The organism is Enterobacter sp. BIGb0383 (assembly GCF_003751845.1).
Lineage (GTDB): Bacteria > Pseudomonadota > Gammaproteobacteria > Enterobacterales > Enterobacteriaceae > BIGb0383.
Window position 1 is genome coordinate 1,595,398 of record NZ_RJKQ01000001.1, and the last position, 23,889, is coordinate 1,619,286.

Sequence of the window (23,889 nt, forward strand, 5' to 3'; positions counted from 1 at the left end):
TTACTCTCCCAGCAGGCGGATCATTTCGGCCTCGTCGATCACCTCGATACCCAGCTCCTGCGCTTTGGCAAGCTTAGATCCCGCCGCTTCACCCGCGATCACCAGATCGGTTTTCTTCGATACGCTCCCCGCCACTTTGGCACCCAGCGCCAGCAGACGCGCCTTCGCATCATCGCGGGACATCAGGCTCAGGCTACCGGTCAGGACCACGGTTTTCCCGGCGAACGGGCTGTCGATCTCTTCCGCCTTAATAACGACAGGCGCAGGCCAGTGAACGCCCGCCACCTCGACCAGCTGGCGGATCACATCCCGGTTGCTCTCTTCCGCGAAGAAGTTAAACACGTGAGTGGCTACCACAATGCCAACGTCGGGCACTTTCTGCAGTTCTTCAATGCTGGCTGCCTCAAGGGCGTCAAGGCTGCCAAAATACGCGGCCAGACCGGCTGCGGTCGCCTCGCCCACTTCGCGGATACCCAGCGCATAGAGGAAGCGTGCAAACGTGGTTTCTTTGGATTTCTCCAGCGCGTTAACCGTATTTTGTGCCGACTTAGGCCCCATCCGGTCAAGCCCGGTCATCAGCCCCGCCGTGAGTTTGAACAAATCCGCCGGGGTTTTGACGTACTCTTTCTCAACCAGCTGATCGATAATTTTATCGCCCATGCCGTCAACGTCCAGCGCCCGACGGGAGACGAAGTGCTTAAGCGCCTCTTTACGCTGCGCCCCGCAAATCAAGCCCCCGGTACAGCGGGTCACCGCCTCGCCTTCTACGCGTTCAACGTCGGAACCGCAAACCGGGCACTGTTCAGGGAACTGGATTTCACGCGTCTCTTCCGGGCGTTCAGAGAGGATCACGTTCACCACCTGCGGGATCACATCCCCGGCGCGGCGGATCACCACCTTATCGCCAATACGCAGGCCAAGACGCGCGATTTCATCGGCGTTGTGCAGGGTCGCATTGCTGACCAGCACGCCCGCAACCTGTACCGGCTCAAGACGCGCCACCGGCGTAATCGCCCCGGTTCTCCCGACCTGGAACTCAACGTCGCGAACAAAGGTCATCTGCTCCTGGGCCGGGAATTTAAAGGCTACCGCCCAGCGAGGCGCACGGGCGACGAAGCCCAGCTGCTCCTGCAAATCCAGCGCGTTGACTTTAATCACCACCCCGTCGATATCAAAGCCCAGCGTCGGCCGGTCTTCCTGCACGCGGTGGTAGAAGTCCAGCACCGCCTGCGGGGAGTCGCAAAGCTGCACGCGGTCGCTGACCGGCAAGCCCCACGCCTTAAACTGCTGCAGGCGTCCCATATGGCTGCGCGGCAGTTCGCCGCCTTCCAGCAGACCGACGCCGTAGCAGAAGAAAGTGAGCGGTCGCTTCGCGGTAATACGCGGGTCGAGCTGACGCAGCGATCCTGCCGCCGCGTTGCGCGGATTAGCAAAGAGTTTGCCGCCGCTGCGGCGCGCATCCTCGTTAATTTTTTCAAAACCGGCCTGGGGTAAAAAGACCTCGCCGCGCACTTCCACCCGCGCCGGGATATTCTCACCGACCAGCTTCAGAGGAATGGCGCGGATAGTGCGCACGTTAGCGGTAATATCTTCTCCGGTGGTGCCATCACCCCGGGTCGCGGCACGCATCAGGATCCCGTTTTCATACAGAAGACTGACCGCCAGGCCATCGAGCTTCAGCTCACAGCACCAGACCAGCTCATCGGCATTTTTCAGCCGATCCTGGACGCGCTTATTAAAGGCCAGGAAGCTCTCTTCATCGAAGACGTTATCCAGCGACAGCATCGGCACTTCGTGGCGCACCTGACCGAAAGCCGTCAGCGGCGCGGCACCGACGCGCTGGGTAGGCGAATCCGGGGTGATCAGATCCGGATGCTGCGCTTCCAGTTCTTTAAGCTCACGCATCAGCCGGTCGTACTCCGCATCCGGGAGTTCCGGGGCATCCATAACGTGATAGAGATATTCATGATGGCGAAGCGTGGTTCGCAGGTTAGCTAGCTGTAGTTCAATTGATTCCATATCACACCATCAATGATAAAAAACCCCCGACAGGCGGGGGTTCAGGGAAGGTTAGCGAAGCACAAACAATCAGGCGTTGGCTTCTTTCACTTCGCGGATGCGGTCCTGATACTCGCGCAGTTTCTGCGGCGTCATCATCCGACGCTGATCGTCAAGCACCACCCCACCGACTTCATCGGCGATATACTGGGCGGACTGAAGCATCAGCTTAAAGTTTTGCAGCTCGTCGCCGTAGGACGGGACCTGCATAAAGATAGTAATACCCGGCGTCGTCAAGCCGACCATCGCTTCCGGATCGAACGTTCCCGGTTTCACCATGTTAGCGAGGCTGAACAGCACGGAGCCGCTGCCGTCCGGGCTGAGATGACGGTGGAAAATATTCATATCGCCGAACTTAAAGCCCGCCTGCAGAATGCTGTTCAGCAGGATCTCGCCGTTCAGTTCTGTACCATGATGGGCGGCGACGTTCATGACAATCACCGTTTCTTTAAGCTGCGGCTTCTCTTCCACAACAGGCTCGGGCTCGACAACCGGTTCCGGATGAGGCTGCGGCGCAGGTTCCACTACCGGCTGAGGTGACTCGACAGGCTGTGGAGCGGCGACGGGCTGTACGTGAACAGGCTGCTGCGGTGCAGGAGGCTGTTCCGGCTCTGCCACCGGCTGTGGCTGATACTGCTGCGGCTCGGGCTGATGCACGGGCGGCGCCTGGCGCGGCTGCGGCGACTCGTATGGCGGCTGGTACTGGTGCGCAGGCTGACGCGGCGCATCCTGCACGCTCGTAGCCGTTTCCGGCGCATGATTAACCCGGTGAACACGGACTTCACCCACGCCTTCAACGGCGTCGTCGTCTAAGCCATCTATATCCGGCTCATCGTCGTCACGTCGTGACTTCATGCGTTTGATGGGACGATCGCGAAACAGTGAAGAGCGCTCTTTTCGGCTGGTCCAGAAACCGTGAACCAGTAAAGCGATTATGGCGATCGCGCCAACAATGATTAATATCAGACGCAAATCCTGCATCATTATATTCTCTGTTGTTCTAACACCTTGCCACCACGGCAAACATTTACTCACTAAGAGTATTTGCCGATTACGTCAAGTGCAAGTGCAGGCACGAGATTCCACCTATAAAGATGAAAGAAAATGCGTTTTTAGCTCTTTTTTCGAACATTTCCGAGCTGGTCATCCTCCGCCAGACGGATATTATAGGCAGGCATTTTTTGCGGTTGTATATAAAGGAGCATCACCCGACCATGGTTTCCCCTTCCGTAAGCTCATCCCGAAGCGGCCTCTGGTATCTCTCTCAGGGCTTTAAATTGATCGCCCTGCCGGGTATCCGTCGCTTTGTGATTCTGCCCCTGCTGATCAACATTGTGCTGATCGGCGGCGCTTTCTGGTGGCTCTTTACCCAACTGGGTAGCTGGATCCCCGCCCTGATGAGCCACGTGCCCGACTGGCTACAGTGGCTAAGCTACCTGCTCTGGCCGATTGCGGTCCTGTCGATCCTGCTGGTGTTCGGCTACCTCTTCTCGACGCTTGCCAACTGGATAGCCGCCCCGTTCAACGGGCTGCTGGCCGAACAGCTTGAGGCCAGGCTGACCGGCGCAACGCCGCCGGATACCGGGATTGCCGACGTCATGAAAGACCTGCCGCGGATCATGAAGCGCGAATGGCAAAAGCTGGCGTGGTATCTGCCCCGCGCCCTGCTCCTGCTGATGCTCTATTTTATTCCCGGGATCGGCCAGACCGCTGCGCCAGTACTGTGGTTCCTGTTCAGCGCCTGGATGCTCTCCATTCAGTACTGTGACTACCCGTTTGATAACCATAAAGTGCCGTTTAAAGCGATGCGCGAAGCGCTGGCAACGCAAAAAGGCACCACCCTGCAGTTTGGCGCATTGATCAGCCTCTTCACCCTGGTTCCCCTGCTGAATCTGGTGATAATGCCGGTGGCGGTGTGCGGCGCAACGGCAATGTGGGTCGACTGCTATCGCCCACGGCATGCGCTCTGGAAGTAAACCACTGACGAAGGCTGGTCCATTAGGCTAATAGCGGTGGTTTATTCCACCGCTTATTCCATACTGGTAACCATTATTTCCCCACAGCATATAGATATGCGAATTCCTTACTTCCGCATATTTCGTAAGCGGGTATGCTGTGTTCGTTCCCAAATTTCATACAGTTAAGGACGGGCTATGAGTAAGATTTTTGAAGATAACTCTCTGACAATAGGTCATACGCCGCTGGTTCGACTGAACCGAATCGGTAATGGACGCATCCTGGCGAAGGTCGAGTCGCGTAACCCCAGCTTCAGCGTCAAATGCCGTATCGGTGCCAATATGATTTGGGATGCCGAAAAACGCGGCGTGCTGAAAGCCGGCATTGAACTGGTTGAACCGACCAGCGGTAACACCGGTATTGCTCTGGCCTACGTCGCGGCTGCGCGTGGCTACAAGCTGACGCTGACCATGCCGGAAACGATGAGCGTGGAACGCCGTAAGCTGCTGAAAGCGCTGGGCGCGAACCTGGTGCTGACCGAAGGCGCGAAAGGCATGAAAGGCGCGATTCAGAAAGCGGAAGAGATTGTCGCCAGCGACCCGTCTAAGTTCCTGCTGCTGCAGCAGTTCAGCAACCCGGCCAACCCGGAAATACACGAAAAAACCACCGGCCCGGAAATCTGGGAAGACACCGATGGTCAGGTTGACGTCTTTATCTCCGGCGTCGGCACCGGCGGTACGCTGACCGGCGTCTCCCGCTTTATTAAAGGCACAAAAGGCAAAACCGACCTGATCACCGTCGCGGTTGAACCTACCGACTCTCCGGTTATCGCCCAGGCGCTGGCCGGTGAAGAGCTCAAGCCAGGCCCGCATAAAATTCAGGGTATTGGCGCCGGCTTTATTCCGGGCAACCTCGATCTGAAACTGGTGGATAAAGTCGTCGCCATCACCAACGAAGAGGCGATCTCTACCGCCCGTCGTCTGATGGAAGAAGAAGGTATTCTGGCGGGGATCTCCTCTGGTGCGGCAGTGGCGGCAGCCCTGAAGCTTCAGGAAGATGAAGCCTTTACCAACAAGAATATTGTCGTTATCCTACCGTCCTCGGGCGAGCGTTATTTAAGCACCGCACTGTTTGCCGATCTCTTCACTGAGAAAGAACTGCAACAGTAGTGTCTTAATGTAAATATCGCGTAAAAAAGCACCTGAGAGGGTGCTTTTTTGTGGCGCACTTCAAATTTTTACCTCCCCTGGCATTGCTTAGCCCTCTCTGCTCTGGTATTTAACCAGCTATATTTATTTCGATGCGCGAAATTAATCGGAAAAGTGGGATCTCTGAGGCTGAATCGATTTTAGAATGTGGTTCAGATATCGCTTTCGCGGCATAATGCTAAACGACGCGCAAAACGTCAGCGGTGAGACTCTCCCGCATCGATTAACGCCAGTACTGACAATACAGGCTAAAGTGAAGCCACCAGGCTAGACTTTAGTTCCACAACACTAAACCTATAAGTTGGGGAAATACAATGTTCCAGCAAGAAGTTACTATTACCGCTCCGAACGGTCTGCACACCCGCCCTGCCGCTCAGTTTGTTAAAGAAGCTAAAGGCTTCACTTCTGAGATCACTGTGACCTCCAACGGCAAAAGCGCCAGCGCGAAAAGCCTGTTCAAACTGCAGACTCTGGGTCTGACTCAGGGCACCGTTGTGACCCTCTCCGCCGAAGGCGAAGATGAGCAAAAAGCAGTTGAGCATCTGGTTAAACTGATGGCTGAGCTCGAGTAAGACTTTCCGGGTTCGTTTAAATATCAGTCACAAGTAAGGTAGGGTTATGATTTCAGGCATTTTAGCATCCCCGGGAATCGCTTTCGGCAAAGCACTGCTGCTGAAAGAAGATGAGATTGTCATCGACCGGAAGAAAATTTCTGCCGATAAAGTTGAGCAGGAAATTGAGCGTTTTCTGAGCGGCCGCGCCAAGGCGTCTGAGCAGCTGGAAGCGATCAAAACGAAAGCTGGCGAAACGTTCGGTGAAGAAAAAGAAGCCATCTTCGAAGGGCACATCATGCTGCTCGAAGATGAGGAGCTGGAGCAGGAAATCATAGCCCTGATTAAAGATAAGAGCATGACTGCCGACGCGGCAGCGCATGAAGTTATCGAAGGTCAGGCGACCGCGCTGGAAGAGCTTGACGATGAATACCTGAAAGAGCGTGCGGCTGACGTACGCGACATCGGTAAGCGTCTGTTACGCAACATCCTCGGCCTGGCCATTATCGACCTTAGCTCCATTCAGGACGAAGTTATTCTGGTTGCAGCCGACCTGACGCCGTCAGAAACCGCGCAGCTGAATCTGAAAAAGGTTCTGGGCTTTATTACCGATATCGGTGGCCGTACTTCGCATACCTCCATCATGGCGCGTTCCCTGGAACTGCCGGCCATCGTGGGCACCGGTAGCATCACCTCTCAGGTGAAAAGCGGCGACTATCTGATCCTCGATGCGGTCAACAACCTGGTTTACGTCAACCCGACCAACGAAGAGATCGAAACCCTGCGCAGCGTGCAGGCTCAGGTTGCGGAAGAGAAAACCGAACTGGCTAAGCTGAAAGACCTGCCGGCAATCACCCTTGATGGCCACCAGGTTGAAGTTTGCGCCAACATTGGTACCGTGCGCGATGTCGCGGGTGCCGAGCGTAACGGTGCCGAAGGCGTTGGCCTGTACCGTACCGAATTCCTGTTTATGGACCGCGACTCTCTGCCGACTGAAGAAGAGCAGTTTGCCGCCTACAAAGCCGTTGCTGAGGCCTGTGGCTCTCAGGCGGTGATTGTACGTACCATGGACATCGGCGGCGACAAAGAGCTGCCGTACATGAATTTCCCGAAAGAAGAGAACCCGTTCCTCGGCTGGCGTGCCATCCGTATCGCAATGGATCGTAAAGAGATCCTGCGTGACCAGGTTCGCGCTATCCTGCGCGCCTCTGCTTTCGGTAAACTGCGCATTATGTTCCCGATGATCATCTCCGTTGAAGAAGTGCGTGCACTGAAAGCCGAGATCGAGAATTACAAACAGGAACTGCGTGACGAAGGTAAAGCCTTTGACGAAACGATCGAGATCGGCGTGATGGTGGAAACACCGGCCGCTGCGGTTATCGCACGTCATCTGGCGAAGGAAGTTGATTTCTTTAGTATCGGCACCAATGATTTAACACAGTACACCCTGGCGGTTGACCGTGGTAATGATATGATTTCCCATCTTTACCAGCCGATGTCGCCATCCGTACTGAACCTGATCAAGCAAGTTATTGATGCATCTCATGCCGAAGGTAAATGGACCGGTATGTGTGGTGAGCTTGCAGGCGATGAACGTGCTACACTTCTGTTGCTGGGAATGGGTCTGGACGAGTTCTCTATGAGCGCCATTTCTATTCCGCGCATTAAGAAGATTATCCGTAACACGAACTTCGAAGATGCGAAGGTTTTAGCAGAGCAGGCTCTTGCTCAACCGACAACGGACGAGTTAATGACGCTGGTTAACAAGTTCATTGAAGAAAAAACAATCTGCTAATCCACCAGATGCGGCCCAAATTACTGCTTAGGAGAAGATCATGGGTTTGTTCGATAAACTGAAATCTCTGGTTTCTGATGACAAGAAAGACACCGGAACTATTGAGATTATTGCTCCGCTTTCTGGCGAGATCGTCAATATCGAAGACGTGCCGGATGTCGTATTCGCGGAAAAAATCGTTGGTGACGGTATCGCCATCAAGCCGACCGGTAACAAAATGGTTGCGCCGGTTGATGGTACTATTGGCAAAATCTTCGAAACCAACCACGCGTTTTCTATCGAATCCGACAGCGGCATCGAGCTGTTTGTCCACTTCGGTATCGACACGGTTGAACTGAAAGGCGAAGGCTTCAAGCGTATTGCTGAAGAAGGCCAGCGCGTGAAAGTGGGCGACCCGGTAATCGAATTTGACCTGGCCCTGCTGGAAGAGAAAGCAAAATCCACGCTGACGCCGGTTGTTATCTCCAACATGGACGAGATCAAAGAGCTGATCAAACTGTCCGGTAGCGTTACCGTGGGTGAAACCCCGGTTATCCGCATCAAGAAGTAATCTTTTCGGGCGTAACGCCTGTCAGTTAAGATTTTGAAAGAGGCCGCAATGCATTATATTGCGGCCTCTTTTTTACCGTCAGCCTGGCAGCCTTGTTAATCCCTCAATAAGAGCGCCACGCCACCAGGCATAGTCATGGCCACCGGTATATATCGCAAGTTCGCTTTTAACACCTTCCGCCATCAGCTGCTTATGAAGTGCCTTGATATGAGGCACTGTTGCCCCCTCCAGAGAGCCGACACAAAGTTGTATTGCAACCTCTTTTGGAGGGGAGGCAACAACGTAATCACTCACCCAGGATGAGTCCTGCTCGGTAAAATGCGACGGACGGCTGCCGCTATCAGGTTTCCACCACAGTGAGGGCGAATGGCTAATGATATGACCAAAGGTCTCTGGAGCATGTAAGGCGGCCATCAGCGCCGTTACGCCGCCAAGACTTTGTCCCACCAGTACAGTTTTCGCTCGACCAGCCCATTTTCTGTCAGGGTGCTCCATTTGCAGCCTGGGGATCAGATTTCTTGCGATGTCGAAGATAAGCGCAGTGTGTCCCCCCAGAATAGCGTTGCGGTCAGCTTCGCCCAGGTTATCAATTCCAAGAATTGCCATAGGGCCAATACGTCCGGTAAGCATGGCGGCTTCAATGGCGCTAATGATGCCAATATGATCGAACCAGGTTTCTGCATCAGGTAAAACCAGCAATCCCAATGGTTCGGACTTAAAGGCATCGGGAAGATACAGACGGACACGACGATGATGGCCTGTTACCCACTGCTCAGAAGCAACGAGAATGCCACGCATAGTCGTCGTCTCAATAGCTTCCCACTCTGGTTGCTCAGGTGCTAAATCCAGCGCCAGGATCGATTCACTGTATCCTCTGACGTTAATATCTGGCGTCTTGTTGAACGGGTCTGACTTGCCAATAATGGGTGTAAAACGGCTTCCAAGCTGCGAGACATCTTCGGGCAAGGTCGCCAGTGGGATTTCTACTATCGTATATGAACCACGGTAGAAGGCATCTATTTCTAGCGTTAACCACCAGATGTCGCTCCCTGCCACGTTAGTCATCATGCCTTTATCTACATCTTTTTTATCGGTCAGGCGGTTTAGACGAACATACACTCCCAACAATGGTTTTTTCGAGCGCCAGAGAAAGGTGACTTCACGACGATGATCCTTCGCTGAGCTCACTGTAACAAGGGGGACAGTGAGTGTGTCAATGGTATTCCAGAAGGCGATGCTATCAATCGCTGTAGGTGATACCAGCATGGCCCGCGACTGCCTGACGGTGTTGATGTTCTGCTGAGAGGGGATTATTTTCTGACTCATCGATATCCCGAAATATGAAATAAGTAAAAGATATAATTTTCCATGATCGGCCGGAAGAGATGATCACACGATGGCGCTTCCATGTTTCAATTTATTGCTAAGATACTGTGCAACCTCGGCGGGGGAAGGCTGTTGCGCCATTTCAGCTGCAACCTGTGCCGAAGCCTGTCGAAACTCATTGTTATTCAGAAAGGCGCTTACAAGGTCGCTCGTTAAGCCAGCATCGCCAGGAATGATTCCACACCCTCGGTCAGCAACAACTCTGGCATTCACAGGGCGGTCGGCTCCCAGCCCAAAAACAATCTGTGGTATGCCGCAGTGAAGAGACGTCAGAGTGTTGCCTGCTCCACCATGATGAATAAACCCATCTGCACCATTGAGAAATACCCCCATAGGGATCCAGTCCACCAGACGAACATTTTCGGGCAAACGCCCTAAGTCTGCACGCACATTCGGCGCAAGTTGTAAGATGATTTCGGCGTCCACCTCCTGTGCGGAATCCATGACCCAGGATATTAGATCAAGGCCGTCTGTCATCGGTTTTACCGTCCCCAGGCTCACCAGTAAGCGTTTTCGCTTCGGCGATCTTTCCCACCAGGTCTCCCAAACTGCACCGCCGTTATAGGGAACGTATTGCATAGGTATAATTGGTTCTCCCTCATTCTCGAGAATACTCATGCTCGGCGGTGTGATATCGATCCACGCAGCATCACGCGGCGGTGCTACAACACCATGACGGGCATATGCGTTTTCGAGAGAGCGTGTTACTCCTTTAATATGCCAGGGTGTATGCGCGAATCCCACAGTCTGCATCACTACCGGGATAGCAAACTTCGCCCCAAGTAACGGCCCGACCAGACCCAGCGGAGGATATACAATCAAGTCTGGTTTCCATTCGGCAGTAAGCTCAACCAGACGGTCAGTCATTTCATCGCTAAAAAATGAAAAATTACCGCTATTCGTACAGATAATGCCCTTCTTGCGACGCTCTTCCTGACGGCAATACTCGGCTTCAGAATTTAGCCCTGGAGCGGCATCGAAGGCCACGAGGCCTGCTTCAGCCGCTTTCAGAGCGAACTTCCCCCCGCTCGCGATCAGTACTTCATCTCCATTTGCACGAAAACCCTGGGCGAAAGAGAGAATGGGATACAGCAGGCCATATAAAGGGGGGCCAATAAATAGAATGCGCATGAGAACATTATTCTCGCTGGTAAATGATGTCGATGTTTTTAAAAATCGTGGCCGCAACCTAAACAATATTCATCTCCGCAGCCACAAGGGAGAACGGTTCCGCGCTGGCTGGAATAATCTTCAATGCCATCAGGAAATGATTTCAAATTGGTAATGATATCGAGCGATGATTCATTATTGTCGAATAAGGAAATACTAATACCCCGTTTCTTTAAGGCGGGAGGGGTAAACGATATAGCGGAAATTGATTTATCCATGTGGTCCGAACTCCATTTACAATAGCTCCTATGAAATGAATAAGAACTTGAAGTACCATTTCAATTTGGTGCGGATAAGTATGTATTGGTTCGACATCGTACGCTCACACTCTCAATCCCACAACCTATTTATGTATATTTGTGCGCGTAAAGCACACCTATGCATTGTCATCAACGCATTCGCATCATGGTTGATCTCCACACAACTACACCATGATAAAATAACATCCACCAAAATTTTGTTGATCCCCCTTCACAGCCACTTGCTATGGCATGAGATTATTCCCATTTCCTGCAGCGAATTTACAACATTACTGGTTCTGCAGCTGCCCATTACTTACCTTAGATCCATCCGAATTAAAATCTGCGCCATATCCTATCTCGCATCGCAGCAAAAAGGCAGCACCTCTACTCTCAGTCATATGAAACATAGAAATTTACCGCCTTAAGGGATAAGAGGCTGAAAAACGTCATAAGTACCATTTCCGCTCACCTCACAAGCATCAAAAACGGCCAGGATAAATAAAAACATTTAACCTAAAACACAGCAATAACAGCATGATACGAGAAAAAAAACAAAAAACCTCAACTTCGCCATAAAATAAAATCAGGAAAAGATTTGTTATATCTTTAAAGTGGGTGAACTAGCAATTTAATGCCTTTATATTTATCTATTTTTTTAAAAAAACTAATAATGAAAGTGCAGGTAAAATTTGAAAGACACTTGACACTGCAGGGATAATCAGGCATTTTTACAAACCATAATGAGAATCATTACCGGAAAGAAATAGCGAAGGATGCTGAAAGAAAATGAAAGTGCAGCCACAATCCGAATGCAACGATAATACTTCACAACGACAGTCAGACTATCCACTGGCTCTCATGGTGCTGATCATGCCGGTTATTATACAGGAGTATTTACTGTCGGCATTTTGATACCCACCAAAAAAGGTGGTTGAAACATGACGACCTCTGAGGATATCGTCACGGGTGCATGGATAATTATATTATATTGGAGTTGCTTAAATGGACTTAATTTCCGCCGTTTACTATTTTTTCCTCCCCTTCTCTACCCGTAAGTGTAAAAAAACACGCGGAAAATAAAAAATGATGCCCTCCCCATCGCTTTTCGACTTAAAAGATAATCTTGTCTCTTTTCCCGCTCATCGCGTTGAAAGCGCATTAATATGGTGTGCACATGATGTTTATAACGGTGCTGCTATACAAAATGAGTGCAGCTACCTGATTGATCCAGGCAGTCTTTCGTCTGAAAAAACATTTTACGCCGAACGCTATGGCGGAAATGGTATTCAGCGCAATGGTGGGGGAGCTCGTTGCGGTTTTGACGGCACGCATCAGGTTAAGGGAATTGGCGCTAACCTGCTCGTGGGCGTGGGGACAGACCGTGTCCACTCTAATGGTGCGCTCGGTGCAAATGTCGCAATTTACGAAGCGATCTGGGGTGAGACCCTATCCCGGATATTGCCTTACGGTGCCGTCAGGGCACGGGCCGTTTTGCTAACCGGGCACTATTTAAAGAATCCTACAGAACGCCCGCGAGCACCATTACGACGCGCTTTGATGGTCCGTGAACCAGTGGTGCGCCCTGCACACTTTGAACGGGCGCCGTACTTCCGTCCTATACCTGAATATGCCGAACGACTGATACACGATGCCCAGCGTGTCAGATCGATGATTCAACTGCTTCCTGCGAGTTTGCCTGTACCCGTTGCAGGATTCAGCAAAGAGGCATCTCGCGATCCTCAGCTTTACTGCATTGAAGGATTATGTGAACTTGCGCACCGTCAGGCATGGCAGTCCGGGTTTTGCAATGCGCGCTTCTTGAGACTCACTTCATCCCCATCAAATGTTGCCATGGATGGACGACTGCTCGATTTCAACGGACTGAGCAGTCTTTTCCCCGTGGATCATCGCTACGATTTTGAATACAAAATCAGATTCACAGAAATGATGAAAGATCCACCGATGTTAAGGCAGGGCTTAAGCGATCTCTGTTTGTACATGGGAAAGTACCTGTTCGATCCTCAATTCACTTCCCCCGCCCGCCAGGCGGTGGAGGAAGCGTTCACTCAAACCTTTGAAGAAGCCTTCTATCGTTGTTATCTGGAAATGTTTGGGATCCCTTCAGATATCCATCCCGGGGGAAAGCTGTCAGAAAGATTAAAACTGCTGGTTGGCAGCTTTGTCCGGCTGCTCAAGAGCCGCAGCACGGAGTGGTACTCCCCATGTCATGGCCCGTCGCGGCTTGAGAGTTTGGTGGTTTATCTGATCCACCGTAGCCAGGGGAAAATACTTCCTGGCTTTGACGATCTCGAACAGGATGCGCATTTTCAGGTGCTTCTCCCACTTTTCCGTGAGGCAATTTACAGTCATATACAGCATGTTCAGGAACAAGGTGGTGATTTCACTCTGGCAATCAAAAGCATAGAGAATCTTGCACGTCAAAGAACGAAATCCAGAAGACCAATAGATAAAGCCGCAATGTTCAAAGAGATCGATGATCTGCTGGCGACGTATGGCGATGAGCCTCTGACTCTGCGGGAAGCCTTTGCAGAGATGGAAGATAAAACGCTGGAATTTGCAACCCTGACTCTGAGCCGTCAGAGGCCCATCAGATATACAACGTGAAGGGACGTACATCATGCAGTTGCATATAAGGGAAACGATACAGGGCCGAAATGAGTGGACAGTGCATGAACAAATAGGATTTGCCGTGAGTTGTATGCTCCTTCATCGTAATTACAGTCTCTATCCCGTTCTTAGCATCCAGTACTGGACTGAATTCGCAATCCAGCATCAACAAATAAAGTTTCTCTTCGACACAAAAGGACAGCCTTTGGCCTATGTAACCTGGGCCTGCCTTGCACCTGATACTGAGAAGAGGTTGCTTAACGACCCTGAGTTTAGGCTGCACCACTCCGAATGGAATGAAGGTGGAAGGATATGGCTCCTCGATTTCTGTTGTAAGCCAGGGTTTTGCCAAAAAGCCGTTGAGTATCTCAAAGAGCTTCGCCCCTGGGGGCCGGGCGACGTTCGTTGGGTGAGTCGAAGAAAGAAGATCATGATGTTGCGTGAGTGCGAAGATTAACGAAAAGGATAGTGAAAGTGTTTCGTCAGGATGCAATTGAACATAAAAAAATGAAATGGCGGGGGCGCGCTATCCTGCTTCCAGGGGTCCCTCTATGGGTCACGGTTCTTGGGTGTTCATTTTTCATCATAGCCTTTCTCGTTTTCACCATTGGGGGAACCTATACGCGACGCGTCAACGTTAGCGGAGAAATCACCACGTGGCCACGCGCTGTCAACGTTTACTCAAACGTTCAGGGCTATGTGGTGAAACAGTTTGTTGTCGAAGGTCAGGCGATAAAAAAAGGCGATGCTATCTATCTGATTGATGTCAGTAAAAGTACAAGCAGTGGCGTTGTCAGCGACAGCCATCGACAGGATATAGAAAGCCAGCTGGTCCGTATTGATAGCATCATTACCAAATTAGAAGAGAGCAAGAAGACAACGTTGTCCACACTGGAGAAGCAACGTCTGCAGTATAAAAATGCCTTCGTGCGCTCGTCAGCGATCATAGGTCGTGCTGAGGAGGGCATAAAAATAATGAAAAATAACATGGAGAATTATAAAAACTATCAAACTAAAGGACTTATCAATAAAGATCAGTTGACAAACCAGGTCGCATTGTACTACCAGCAACAAAATAACTTTCTCAATCTGAGCGGGCAAAATGAGCAGAATGCTCTGCAAATCACAAACATTGAAAATCAAATTCATACGCAGGCCGCTGAGTTTGACAACAGAATCTATCAAATGGAACTGCAACGCTACGATTTGCAAAAAGAAAAAACCAATGCAGATATCGAGGGCGAAGTTATTATACGGGCATTATCCGACGGAAAAATAGATTCAATGAGTGTCACCACCGGACAAATGGTGAATGCTGGTGATAGTCTTTTGCAAATTATCCCCAAGAACATTGAAAATTATTTTCTGGTCATTTGGGTCCCGAATGACGCGGTTCCTTATATTTCGGTCAACGATCGGGTCAACGTGCGTTACGAAGCTTTTCCCGCAGAAAAATTCGGTCAGTTTGCAGCCACCGTATCTAGCATATCCAGAACACCAGCTTCGCCGCAGGAGATGTTGACTTATCCGGGAGCCCCCAAAAATACCCAGACTAGTTCTGTTCCCTGGTACCGGGTAATCGTCAGACCTGAAAAACAGGTTATTGCCTGGGATGAGAAAACATTGCCTCTCGAAAACGGAATGAAGGCACAAACCACATTGTTTCTCGAAACAAGGAAGATTTACCAGTGGATGCTTGCACCGTTCTACGACATGAAACACAGCGCTACAGGACCTGTACATGAATAGCGGAAGGTTCAAATCCATTATCAATCAGCTTGATTTGCGCCTGCGTCGACGAGTGCCCGTTGTTCATCAGACTGAGTCTTCAGAGTGCGGGCTGGCATGTCTGGCAATGATCTGCGGATTCTACGGTAAAAGCATTGACCTTATTTCACTGAGGCGTCAGTTCAACTTATCTGCGCGTGGATCCACACTTGCGGGGATCAACGACATTGCCAGCAAGCTTGGTATGCAAAGCCGCGCCCTTTCACTCGATATTAACGAAGTGAGTGCGCTAAAAATGCCGTGCATCCTTCACTGGGATTTCAATCATTTTGTCGTGCTGGTTAGCGTCAAGCACAACCGATTTGTCCTGCATGACCCGGCAAGGGGGCGCAGAACCGTCGGACTGGCCGAGTTCTCACAATACTTCACCGGCGTAGCACTGGAAACATGGCCTGGCTGTGAATTCGCCCCCGAAATTGTCAAAAACCGGATAAGCCTCAGAACGTTGATTAACAGCGTCTATGGCATCAAAAGTACGCTGGCGAAGATTTTTTGTTTATCAATCGTCATTGAAACAATCACTCTCATCATGCCGGTAGGTACGCAACTGGTGATGGACCATGCCATACCGTCAGGTGAACAGGGACTGCTCACCCTCATTTGCATTGGCCTGATGCTTTTTATATTGCTACGCGCTGCGGTCAGTATGCTTCGAGCCTGGTCATCGTTAGTGATGGGAACGCTGATTAATGTCCAGTGGCAGGCTGGCTTGTTTAACCATTTGCTGAGATTGCCGTTGGGGTATTTTGAACGACGCAAACTTGGCGATATTCAATCCCGCTTCGGTTCTCTGGATACATTACGTGCCACATTCACCACCAGCCTGGTAGGAGCGATCATGGATGGCATCATGGTGGTAGGTGTACTGGTGATGTTAGTACTCTACGGGGGATATCTGACCTGGATTGTTGTCGGCTTTACCGCGATATATGCCCTGATCCGCCTTTTTACCTACGGTTACTATCGACAACTTTCTGAAGAGACGCTGGTCAGAGGGGCCAGAGCAAGCTCCTACTTTATGGAAACGCTCTACGGGATTGCCACTGTTAAAATGCAAGCAATGGCAGAGCGACGTAGTACGCATTGGCTCAACCTGAAAATTGATGCCATCAATTCAGGCATCAGAATTACAAAAATGGACCTGCTATTTGGCGGGCTTAACACCTTTGTAGCCACCACAGATCAGATCGTAATTTTATGGTTAGGCGCAAGCCTGGTGATGGACAACCAGATGACAATCGGGATGTTTGTTGCATTCAGCGCCTTCCGTGGGCAGTTTTCAGAGCGTGTCGCCTCACTCGTCAATTTCCTTCTGCAACTCAGGATGATGAGCCTACATAACGAACGTATCTCGGACATCGCGTTGCATGAGTGTGAGGTTAAAAAACCGGAACTTTTAGTTGCAGAATCGGTGCCTCCTGTAGCGCTGGTTGCGCAAAACCTTGCCTACAGCTATGACAGTCAGTCAGCGCCAGTGTTTAGCAATCTGACATTTTCCATTGAACCCGGTGAAAATGTAGCAATCACAGGTGCATCAGGTGCAGGGAAAACGACTCTTCTGAAAGTATTAAGCGGTCTTTTTGAGACTGACAGTGGTCAGGTCAAAGTGAATGGTACTGATATTCAACAGCTGGGAGTAAATAATTATCATAAAATGATCGCCTGCGTTATGCAGGATGACAGATTATTTTCAGGTTCCATTCGTGAAAACATTTGCGGATTTGCAGAAACGACGGATGAAGAATGGATGATTGAGTGTGCCACCGCCAGCTATATCCACGATACCATCGTAAAAATGCCTATGGGGTATGAAACATTGATCGGAGAATTAGGGGAAGGACTCTCTGGTGGGCAAAAGCAGCGTATTTTCATTGCCCGCGCACTATACCGAAAACCAGGAATTCTTTTTATGGATGAAGCAACCAGCTCCCTAGATAATGAGAGTGAGCGATATGTAAATGTCGCCATAAAAAATATGAATATCACCAGGGTTATTATCGCACATCGCGAAACAACCCTTAGAACAGTCGAACGAATCATCCACATTTAATAAGGACTGGTAATATTATGAGCCTACTTGAATTTAGCTTTGGACCTGTATTCTTTACAATTATCGCTTTTGTAATTTTGTTGCGCAGCAGCCATGTTAAGTACAGGAAAGGTATCAAGCTCCTGTTATCGATACCTTTATCGTTGTTTATCTGCTTTGCCTATCCCATGACAAAAGTGTACATAACGCACAGTTACACCTTTTTTGATGGGTTCTATTTATTCTGTTTTATCGCTTTTTTGGGAGCAGTGGCTATAAATATTGTTATTTTTTTAATATGGAGTAATAAATGAGAGAACTTAGCCAACAAGATTTAGTACTGGCCTTTGGTGCTGGAGATGCAAATTCTCAGCTTATCAGTGATATGGGCAATAATGCTGCATGGGGCGCAGGCCTTGGTGCTATCACCGGAGGCGGACCGGGTGCAGCAATAGGTGCCGTCGGCGGCGTCGTTCAAACTATCGGGCAGGGGTTAATTGACCACGGTCCGGTAAGTGTACCGGTTCCTGTCATGATTGGACCCAGTTGGAATGGCAGTGGCGGCTGGAGTGGCGCTGGTTTTGGCAGCTCTTCAGGTGGTGCTGGCAGCGCTTCATAACGAATTTCACGACATGGGCACGAATTTTTAAGCCTATGAGCCTGTAAATGACCTTGCGCCACTCCTCCCTCATTTACAGGCTCTTTTTAACTCACTGAATGCTGGCCATCAAACATTAACGTGGCGGCAAAATCAGCTCATCGTAGCCTTTCGCCAGCGTATGCTGCATCACTTCCGCCACCCGGTCTCCCGCACGACGTACCGCTTGATCCAGCGGAATGGACTGCACCAGGGCGCTGACCAGCTCGGCGCAGAACAGATCGCCCGTGCCCTTTAAATCCGTTTCAATGCGCGGATGCGCGCTAATCTCTACGCCGTCCGTCGTGACCAGCACCACGTGAATACTGTCATCATCGCCCGCGACCGGCGCGCTGGTAATGGCAACCCATTTCAGGGTCGCGGACAGCAACCCACGGGCCGCGTCAATTGCGCTTTGCAGATCGCGACAGGGTCGACCGCTGATCACTTCCAGCTCAAAGACGTTGGGTGTGATCCCCTGCGCTAAAGGCAACAGATGCTGGCGGTAAGCCTCCGGGATCTCCGGCTTCACGTACACACCGCTATCCGTATCGCCAATCACCGGGTCGACCAGGATCAGCAGGTCCGGGTGGCTTTCCCGCAGAGACGTTAGCCACTGCGCCAGCAGGGCAATCTGACTGGCGCTGCCCATATAGCCCGCGGTAACCGCTTTTAGCTCGCGCAGCGCGTCACGTTCCGAAAGCGCCCGCAGGTAGCCGCTAAACCACTCATCCGGGATCACGCCGCCGTAGAAGGTATCGTAATGCGGCGTATTGCTGAACAGCACCGTCGGCACGGCGCTGACGTTAAGCTGATGCTGGCGGATTGCCGGCACGGCAATGCTGTTGCCGACGCTGCCGTAAACCACCTGCGACTGGACGGCAACAATATCGGTCTGCTGCGCCCGGGTTTTATCCCTGAACAGGATCATCTCCATCGTGCACTCCTTACCGGGTTAAATCCCCGCTCCCTGACTGTAACTCTCTTCACCAAACACGCCGGTTGAGAGGTAGCGGTCACCGCGATCGCAAATAATCGCTACCACCACCGCACCGGGGTTATCCCGCGCCACGCGTAGCGCACCGGCCACCGCGCCGCCGGAACTGACGCCGCAGAAAATGCCTTCCCGCACCGCCAGATCGCGCATGGTATTTTCCGCCTCGCGCTGATGGATATCCAGCACCTTATCAACCAGCGACGCGTCGAAGATGCCCGGCAGATAGTCCGGCGACCAGCGGCGAATACCGGGAATATTGCTCCCCTCTTCCGGCTGCAGACCGACGATAGTCACCGGGCGGCTCTGCTCACGCAGAAAGCGGGAGACGCCGGTAATGGTGCCGGTAGTGCCCATGCTGGAGACAAAATGGGTGATTTTACCCTGCGTCTGCTGCCAGATTTCAGGCCCGGTGGTGGTGTAGTGCGCCAGCGGGTTGTCGGGGTTATTAAACTGATCCAGCACCCGGCCTTCACCGCGTGCGGCCATGGCGAGGGCCAGATCGCGTGCGCCCTCCATACCGCCCTGCTCTTTGCTGACCAGCACCAGTTCGGCTCCGTAGGCGCGCATGGCCGCCCGGCGCTCCTGGCTCATATTGTCCGGCATCAGCAGCTTCATGCGGTAACCTTTCATCGCCGCAATCATCGCCAGCGCGATACCGGTATTGCCGCTGGTGGCTTCGATCAGCGTGTCGCCCGGTGTAATTTCACCGCGTTTTTCCGCCTGCAGGATCATCGACAGCGCGGCCCGGTCTTTGACCGACCCGGCCGGGTTATTGCCTTCCAGCTTGACCCAGATTTCACTGCCGTTGTCCGGCGACAGACGCTGAAGTTTGACCAGCGGGGTATGACCAATGGTGTGTTCGAGTGTGTGCACGTTTTAATCCAATAAAAAAGCCCGGTCGCGTGTCGCTTACCGGGCCTACAGACTTTATTATTTTGTCGGCCGGGCCAGCTCAGGGCCACCCGGCGTAAACCTCGTCAGATAAACCTATCAGGCCGACTCGGCGAGGGCAAGCTCCTCAGGGGATTCAATCCGCACGGTGCCGTTATACAGCCGGGCATTCTGCAGGCCAACAAACAGCCGATCGCCGCGCTGGGGAACGTTATCATCGCGGAATACCACGTTGATGGGCTCCTCATACCAGCCAAGCGGCTGCACCACCAGATGGGTATAGTGCCCCTTCGGACTGGCCTCCAGCACCTGCACCGGCAGCGGCGCATCAAGACTGGTGCGGCGGCTGATATCCACTTCCCACGGACGCAGGAACAGATCCACCGGTCCCTGATATGACGGCGTATAGCCCAGCGGCCAGCGGTGTGCGCCAACGTGGAACTGCCCGCCGCGCACGGTACCTTTCAGGCGATTGACCTCGCCCATAAACTCCAGCACAAAGCGGGTGGCCGGTTCGCGCCAGACGCGTTCCGGAGCGTCAACCTGCTCGATATTGCCCTGGCTCATCACCACCACCCGGTCGGCCACTTCCATCGCCTCTTCCTGGTCATGGGTCACAAAGACGCTGGTAAACTTCAGCTCTTCATGCAGCTGACGCAGCCAGCGGCGCAGCTCTTTACGCACCTGCGCATCCAGCGCGCCGAAAGGCTCATCCAGCAGCAGGATCTGCGGCTCAACCGCCAGGGCGCGCGCCAGCGCCACGCGCTGTTTCTGGCCCCCGGAAAGCTGCGCCGGGAAGCGATCGGCCAGATGGGCCAGCTGCACCATCTCCAGCAGCTGGGTTACTTTCGCTTTGATCGTCGCCGAATTGGGACGTTCACGACGCGGCAGCACCGTCAGGCCAAAGGCGATATTGTCGAATACGGTCATATGGCGGAACAGGGCATAGTGCTGGAACACAAAGCCCACTTTACGCTCGCGGGCGTGCAGACGACTGACGTCGGTGCCGTGGAAGCGGATATTGCCGCTGGTCTGGTTCTCCAGGCCGGCGATAATACGCAGCAGCGTGGTTTTTCCGGAGCCGGACGGCCCCAGCAGCGCGACCATCTGCCCGGAAGGGATATCCAGCGAGATATCATTCAGCACCTGGGTGCGACCAAAAGACTTCTTAATGCTGGCAATCTCAATGCTCATGATTTCCCTCCTGATGCGCGCGTTTTTCCTGATTTTCCAGACGCCACTGCACCATACTCTTTAAAAACAGGGTCAAAATTGCCATCAGCGTTAACAGCGCGGCGGCGGTAAAGGAGCCGACCGTGTTGTAATCCTGCTCCAGCAGTTCAATCTGCAGCGGTAGCGACAGGGTTTCGCCGCGGATAGAGCCGGACACCACCGACACCGCGCCAAACTCACCAATCGCTCGGGCGTTGGTCAGCACCACGCCATACAGCAGCGCCCAGCGGATATTCGGCAGCGTGACGCGGCGGAACATCTGCCAGCCGGATGCGCCGAGCAGAATCGCCGCCTCGTCTTCATGGCTGCCCTGGCTTAGCATCACCGGCACCAGCTCGCGCACCACAAACGGACAGGTCACAAAGATGGTGACCAGCACCATGCCGGGCCAGGCAAACATGATCTGCAGATTGTGTTCGTCCAGCCAGCCGCCCAGCGGGCCGTTGGAGCCGTAGAACAGCAGGTAAACCAGACCCGCGACAACCGGTGAGACGGCAAACGGGATATCCAGCAGGGTCAGCAGCAGCTGACGGCCCGGGAAGTTAAAGCGCGTCACCAGCCAGGCCAACAGCGTACCGAAGACCAGGTTTATCGGGACGCTGATCAGGGCAATCAGCACCGTCAGCCAGATGGCGTGGAGCATATCCGGGTCGCTGAGGTTCTGCAGCACCGGCGCCAGCCCTTTGCTGAAGGCCTGAACGAAGATATAGACCATAGGGGCAACCAGGATAAACGCCGATACCAGCATCCCGGTGCCAATCAGAAACCATTTTCCCCAGTTGATACGGGGCGCGTCATAACGCTTCAATTGAGTAACTTCCGCCATTAGTGACCTACCACACGCCGACCAAAGCGACTTTGTAACGTGTTAATGGAAAACAGCAGCAGCAGCGAGGCCGCCAGGATCACCGAGGCGATGGCGCTCGCCGCCGGATAATCAAACTCCTGCAGGCGCACAAAGATCATCAGAGAGGTAACCTCCGTTTTCCACGCGATATTCCCGGCGATAAAAATCACCGCGCCGAACTCGCCGAGGCTGCGGGTAAAGGAGAGCGCCACACCGGCCATCAGCGCCGGAGAAAGTTCAGGCAGCACCACTTTGCAAAAGCTCTGGATACGCGTCGCGCCAAGCGTTTCCGCCGCTTCTTCATATTCCGGTCCCAGCTCTTCCAGCACCGGCTGTACGGTACGCACCACAAACGGAATACTGGTAAAGGCCATCGCTACCGCGATCCCCAGCCAGGTATAGGTCACTTTAATGTCGAAATGCGCCAGCCACTGGCCGTAAAAGCCGTTGACGGAAAACAGGGACGCCAGGGTCAGGCCCGCGACCGCGGTCGGCAGGGCAAACGGCAGGTCCATCAGCGCATCAAGCAGCGTCCGGCCCGGGAAACGATAGCGGGTAAGGATCCACGCCATCAGCAGGCCGAAGACGCCGTTAAAAATAGAGGCCACAAACGCGGAGAGCAGCGTCACTTTATAGGCCGCCACCACCTGAGGGTTGGTGACAACCTCCCAGTACTGGGACCAGCTCATCTCTGAGAGCTGCATCACCAGCGCGCTCAGCGGCAGCAGCAGGACCAGGCAAACAAACAGTAAACTGGTGCCCAGGCTCAGGGTAAAGCCGGGCAGCACACGTTTAGTCGATCCAGAAAACATTACTTACGCCCCGCCGCCAGCAGCTTGTCCAGCTCGCCGCCGCTGTTAAAGTGGGTTTTCATCACTTCCGGCCAGCTGCCGAAGCGGTCTTCCACGCGGAACAGTTCGGTCTGCGGGAATTTATCCTGCAGCTTGTTCATCACTTCCGGGTTATTCACACGGTAGTAGTAATCGGTAATGATGGTCTGCGCCTGCGGGCTATAGAGGTAGTTAAGATAGGCCTTCGCCGCTTTTTCCGTACCGTTCGCCGCAATATTTTTATCGACCCAGGCAACCGGGAATTCCGCCAGAATATTGGTTTTCGGGATCACCACTTCAAAGCCCTGGGCTTCATACTGCTTGCGGATGTTATTCACTTCCGACTCGAAACTTATCAGCACATCGCCCAGGCCGCGCTCGGCGAAGGTGGTGGTCGCCCCACGGCCGCCGGTATCGAACACTTCAACGTTCTTCAGGAACTGGGTCATAAACTTTTCGGTTTTGGCTTTATCGCCGCCGTCCGCTTTGTCAGCCGCACCCCAGGCTGCCAGATAGGTGTAACGGGCGTTGCCGGAGGTTTTTGGATTCGGGAAAATCAGCTTCACGTCGGAGCGCACCAGATCGTTCCAGTCGTGGATATTCTTCGGGTTCCCTTTGCGCACCAGGAAGCCCATGGTGGAGTAGAACGGCGAGCTGTTATTCGGCAAACGGCTCTGCCAGTCCGCCGGGAGAAGCTTGCCTTTATCGTGCAGGATCTGCACGTCGGTAATCTGGTTATAAGTTACAACGTCGGCTTTTAAGCCCTGCAGAATCGCCAGCGCCTGCTTGGATGAACCGGCATGTGACTGTTTAATCGTCAGTTTATCGCCGCCGTTCTCTTGCGCCCACTGCTGCTCAAAAGGCGTATTAAGGGCGGCAAACAGCTCGCGGGAGACGTCGTAAGAGCTGTTCAGCAGCTCGGTTGCCTGCGCCTGCGCGACCAGCAGGACAGACGCTGCCAGTACCAGGTAACCTTTTTTCAGTGATTTAACGGCCATTGCGCACCCTTAATTAATATGATGACTCTCTGAGCATGATATTTATAACGGACGCGAAAGCAGTAACGGTTTTATATACCGTTTGGTGATTTGCA

Annotated in this window: 21 protein-coding genes; 10 read left to right on the forward strand and 11 right to left on the reverse strand. The window is 52.6% G+C overall.

Features of this window, described 5'->3' with window-relative positions:
- Both ligA and zipA read right to left on the reverse strand, forming a co-directional pair.
- Positions 1-2,019, reverse strand: a complete 2,019-nt coding sequence (gene ligA / locus EDF81_RS07615) for an NAD-dependent DNA ligase LigA (RefSeq protein ID WP_123347468.1) — start codon at positions 2,017-2,019, stop codon at positions 1-3.
- A 69-nt stretch (positions 2,020-2,088) separates the two neighbouring features.
- Positions 2,089-3,042 carry a cell division protein ZipA gene (gene zipA / locus EDF81_RS07620; protein ID WP_221180810.1) on the reverse strand — a complete coding sequence of 318 codons (954 nt, stop codon included), beginning with the start codon at positions 3,040-3,042 and terminating at the stop codon, positions 2,089-2,091.
- Positions 3,043-3,272: 230 nt separating this feature from the next.
- On the opposite strand from zipA, the gene cysZ reads away from it, so the two are divergent.
- From cysZ to crr, 5 genes are all read left to right on the forward strand, one after another.
- Positions 3,273-4,034 (forward strand): sulfate transporter CysZ, encoded by a 762-nt coding sequence (gene cysZ, locus EDF81_RS07625; protein WP_123347470.1) that lies wholly within the window; start codon positions 3,273-3,275, stop codon positions 4,032-4,034.
- 177 nt (positions 4,035-4,211) lie between these two features.
- The gene (gene cysK, locus EDF81_RS07630; RefSeq protein WP_123347471.1) at positions 4,212-5,183 is read left to right on the forward strand and encodes a cysteine synthase A; all 972 of its coding nucleotides are present in this window, start codon (positions 4,212-4,214) and stop codon (positions 5,181-5,183) included.
- 353 nt (positions 5,184-5,536) lie between these two features.
- Positions 5,537-5,794 carry a phosphocarrier protein Hpr gene (ptsH, locus tag EDF81_RS07640; RefSeq protein ID WP_002913505.1) on the forward strand — a complete coding sequence of 86 codons (258 nt, stop codon included), beginning with the start codon at positions 5,537-5,539 and terminating at the stop codon, positions 5,792-5,794.
- Between the two features lie 46 nt (positions 5,795-5,840).
- Positions 5,841-7,568 carry a phosphoenolpyruvate-protein phosphotransferase PtsI gene (gene ptsI, locus EDF81_RS07645; RefSeq protein WP_123347472.1) on the forward strand — a complete coding sequence of 576 codons (1,728 nt, stop codon included), beginning with the start codon at positions 5,841-5,843 and terminating at the stop codon, positions 7,566-7,568.
- 40 nt (positions 7,569-7,608) lie between these two features.
- Positions 7,609-8,118, forward strand: a complete 510-nt coding sequence (gene crr, locus EDF81_RS07650; RefSeq protein WP_049841435.1) for a PTS glucose transporter subunit IIA — start codon at positions 7,609-7,611, stop codon at positions 8,116-8,118.
- A gap of 78 nt (positions 8,119-8,196) precedes the next feature.
- On the opposite strand, the gene EDF81_RS07655 is transcribed toward crr, so the two are convergent.
- The 3 genes from EDF81_RS07655 to EDF81_RS23920 all read right to left on the reverse strand — a co-directional run bounded on the left by EDF81_RS07655 (position 8,197) and on the right by EDF81_RS23920 (position 10,892).
- A complete protein-coding gene (locus tag EDF81_RS07655; RefSeq protein WP_260232674.1) occupies positions 8,197-9,444 on the reverse strand; it encodes an alpha/beta hydrolase-fold protein in 1,248 nt (415 codons plus the stop codon).
- A gap of 63 nt (positions 9,445-9,507) precedes the next feature.
- Positions 9,508-10,635 carry a glycosyltransferase gene (locus EDF81_RS07660; protein ID WP_123347473.1) on the reverse strand — a complete coding sequence of 376 codons (1,128 nt, stop codon included), beginning with the start codon at positions 10,633-10,635 and terminating at the stop codon, positions 9,508-9,510.
- Positions 10,636-10,673: 38 nt separating this feature from the next.
- Positions 10,674-10,892, reverse strand: coding sequence for a hypothetical protein (locus tag EDF81_RS23920; RefSeq protein WP_148049917.1), 219 nt, complete (start codon positions 10,890-10,892; stop codon positions 10,674-10,676).
- A gap of 1,107 nt (positions 10,893-11,999) precedes the next feature.
- Here EDF81_RS23920 and EDF81_RS07665 point away from each other — a divergent pair.
- The 5 genes from EDF81_RS07665 (at position 12,000) to EDF81_RS07690 (ending at position 17,980) form a co-directional block, all read left to right on the forward strand.
- A complete protein-coding gene (locus EDF81_RS07665) occupies positions 12,000-13,541 on the forward strand; it encodes an MchC protein (protein WP_123347474.1) in 1,542 nt (513 codons plus the stop codon).
- Between the two features lie 13 nt (positions 13,542-13,554).
- Positions 13,555-14,001, forward strand: a complete 447-nt coding sequence (locus EDF81_RS07670) for a toxin-activating lysine-acyltransferase (RefSeq protein ID WP_123347475.1) — start codon at positions 13,555-13,557, stop codon at positions 13,999-14,001.
- Positions 14,002-14,018: 17 nt separating this feature from the next.
- On the forward strand, positions 14,019-15,293 hold the full coding sequence (locus tag EDF81_RS07675) for an HlyD family secretion protein (RefSeq protein ID WP_123347476.1): 1,275 nt from the start codon (positions 14,019-14,021) through the stop codon (positions 15,291-15,293).
- Complete coding sequence (locus EDF81_RS07680; RefSeq protein WP_123347477.1) at positions 15,286-17,382, forward strand: peptidase domain-containing ABC transporter; 2,097 nt, start codon at positions 15,286-15,288, stop codon at positions 17,380-17,382. The genes EDF81_RS07675 and EDF81_RS07680 overlap by 8 nt, the downstream gene beginning before the upstream one ends.
- A gap of 289 nt (positions 17,383-17,671) precedes the next feature.
- On the forward strand, positions 17,672-17,980 hold the full coding sequence (locus EDF81_RS07690; protein WP_123347479.1) for a microcin: 309 nt from the start codon (positions 17,672-17,674) through the stop codon (positions 17,978-17,980).
- Positions 17,981-18,095: 115 nt separating this feature from the next.
- Here EDF81_RS07690 and pdxK read toward each other — a convergent pair whose 3' ends face one another.
- The 6 genes from pdxK to EDF81_RS07720 form a co-directional block, all read right to left on the reverse strand.
- Entirely contained in the window at positions 18,096-18,935 is an 840-nt protein-coding gene (pdxK, locus tag EDF81_RS07695; RefSeq protein WP_123347480.1) for a pyridoxine/pyridoxal/pyridoxamine kinase, read from the reverse strand.
- Positions 18,936-18,953: 18 nt separating this feature from the next.
- On the reverse strand, positions 18,954-19,868 hold the full coding sequence (gene cysM, locus EDF81_RS07700) for a cysteine synthase CysM (RefSeq protein ID WP_123347481.1): 915 nt from the start codon (positions 19,866-19,868) through the stop codon (positions 18,954-18,956).
- Between the two features lie 117 nt (positions 19,869-19,985).
- A complete protein-coding gene (cysA, locus tag EDF81_RS07705; protein ID WP_123347482.1) occupies positions 19,986-21,080 on the reverse strand; it encodes a sulfate/thiosulfate ABC transporter ATP-binding protein CysA in 1,095 nt (364 codons plus the stop codon).
- Positions 21,070-21,945, reverse strand: coding sequence for a sulfate/thiosulfate ABC transporter permease CysW (gene cysW, locus EDF81_RS07710; protein WP_123347483.1), 876 nt, complete (start codon positions 21,943-21,945; stop codon positions 21,070-21,072). Before cysW ends, cysA begins: the two co-directional genes overlap by 11 nt.
- Positions 21,945-22,778 carry a sulfate/thiosulfate ABC transporter permease CysT gene (gene cysT / locus EDF81_RS07715; RefSeq protein ID WP_123347484.1) on the reverse strand — a complete coding sequence of 278 codons (834 nt, stop codon included), beginning with the start codon at positions 22,776-22,778 and terminating at the stop codon, positions 21,945-21,947. The genes cysW and cysT overlap by 1 nt, the downstream gene beginning before the upstream one ends.
- A complete protein-coding gene (locus EDF81_RS07720) occupies positions 22,778-23,794 on the reverse strand; it encodes a sulfate ABC transporter substrate-binding protein (protein ID WP_123347485.1) in 1,017 nt (338 codons plus the stop codon). The genes cysT and EDF81_RS07720 overlap by 1 nt, the downstream gene beginning before the upstream one ends.
- Between the last annotated feature and the right edge of the window lie 95 nt (positions 23,795-23,889).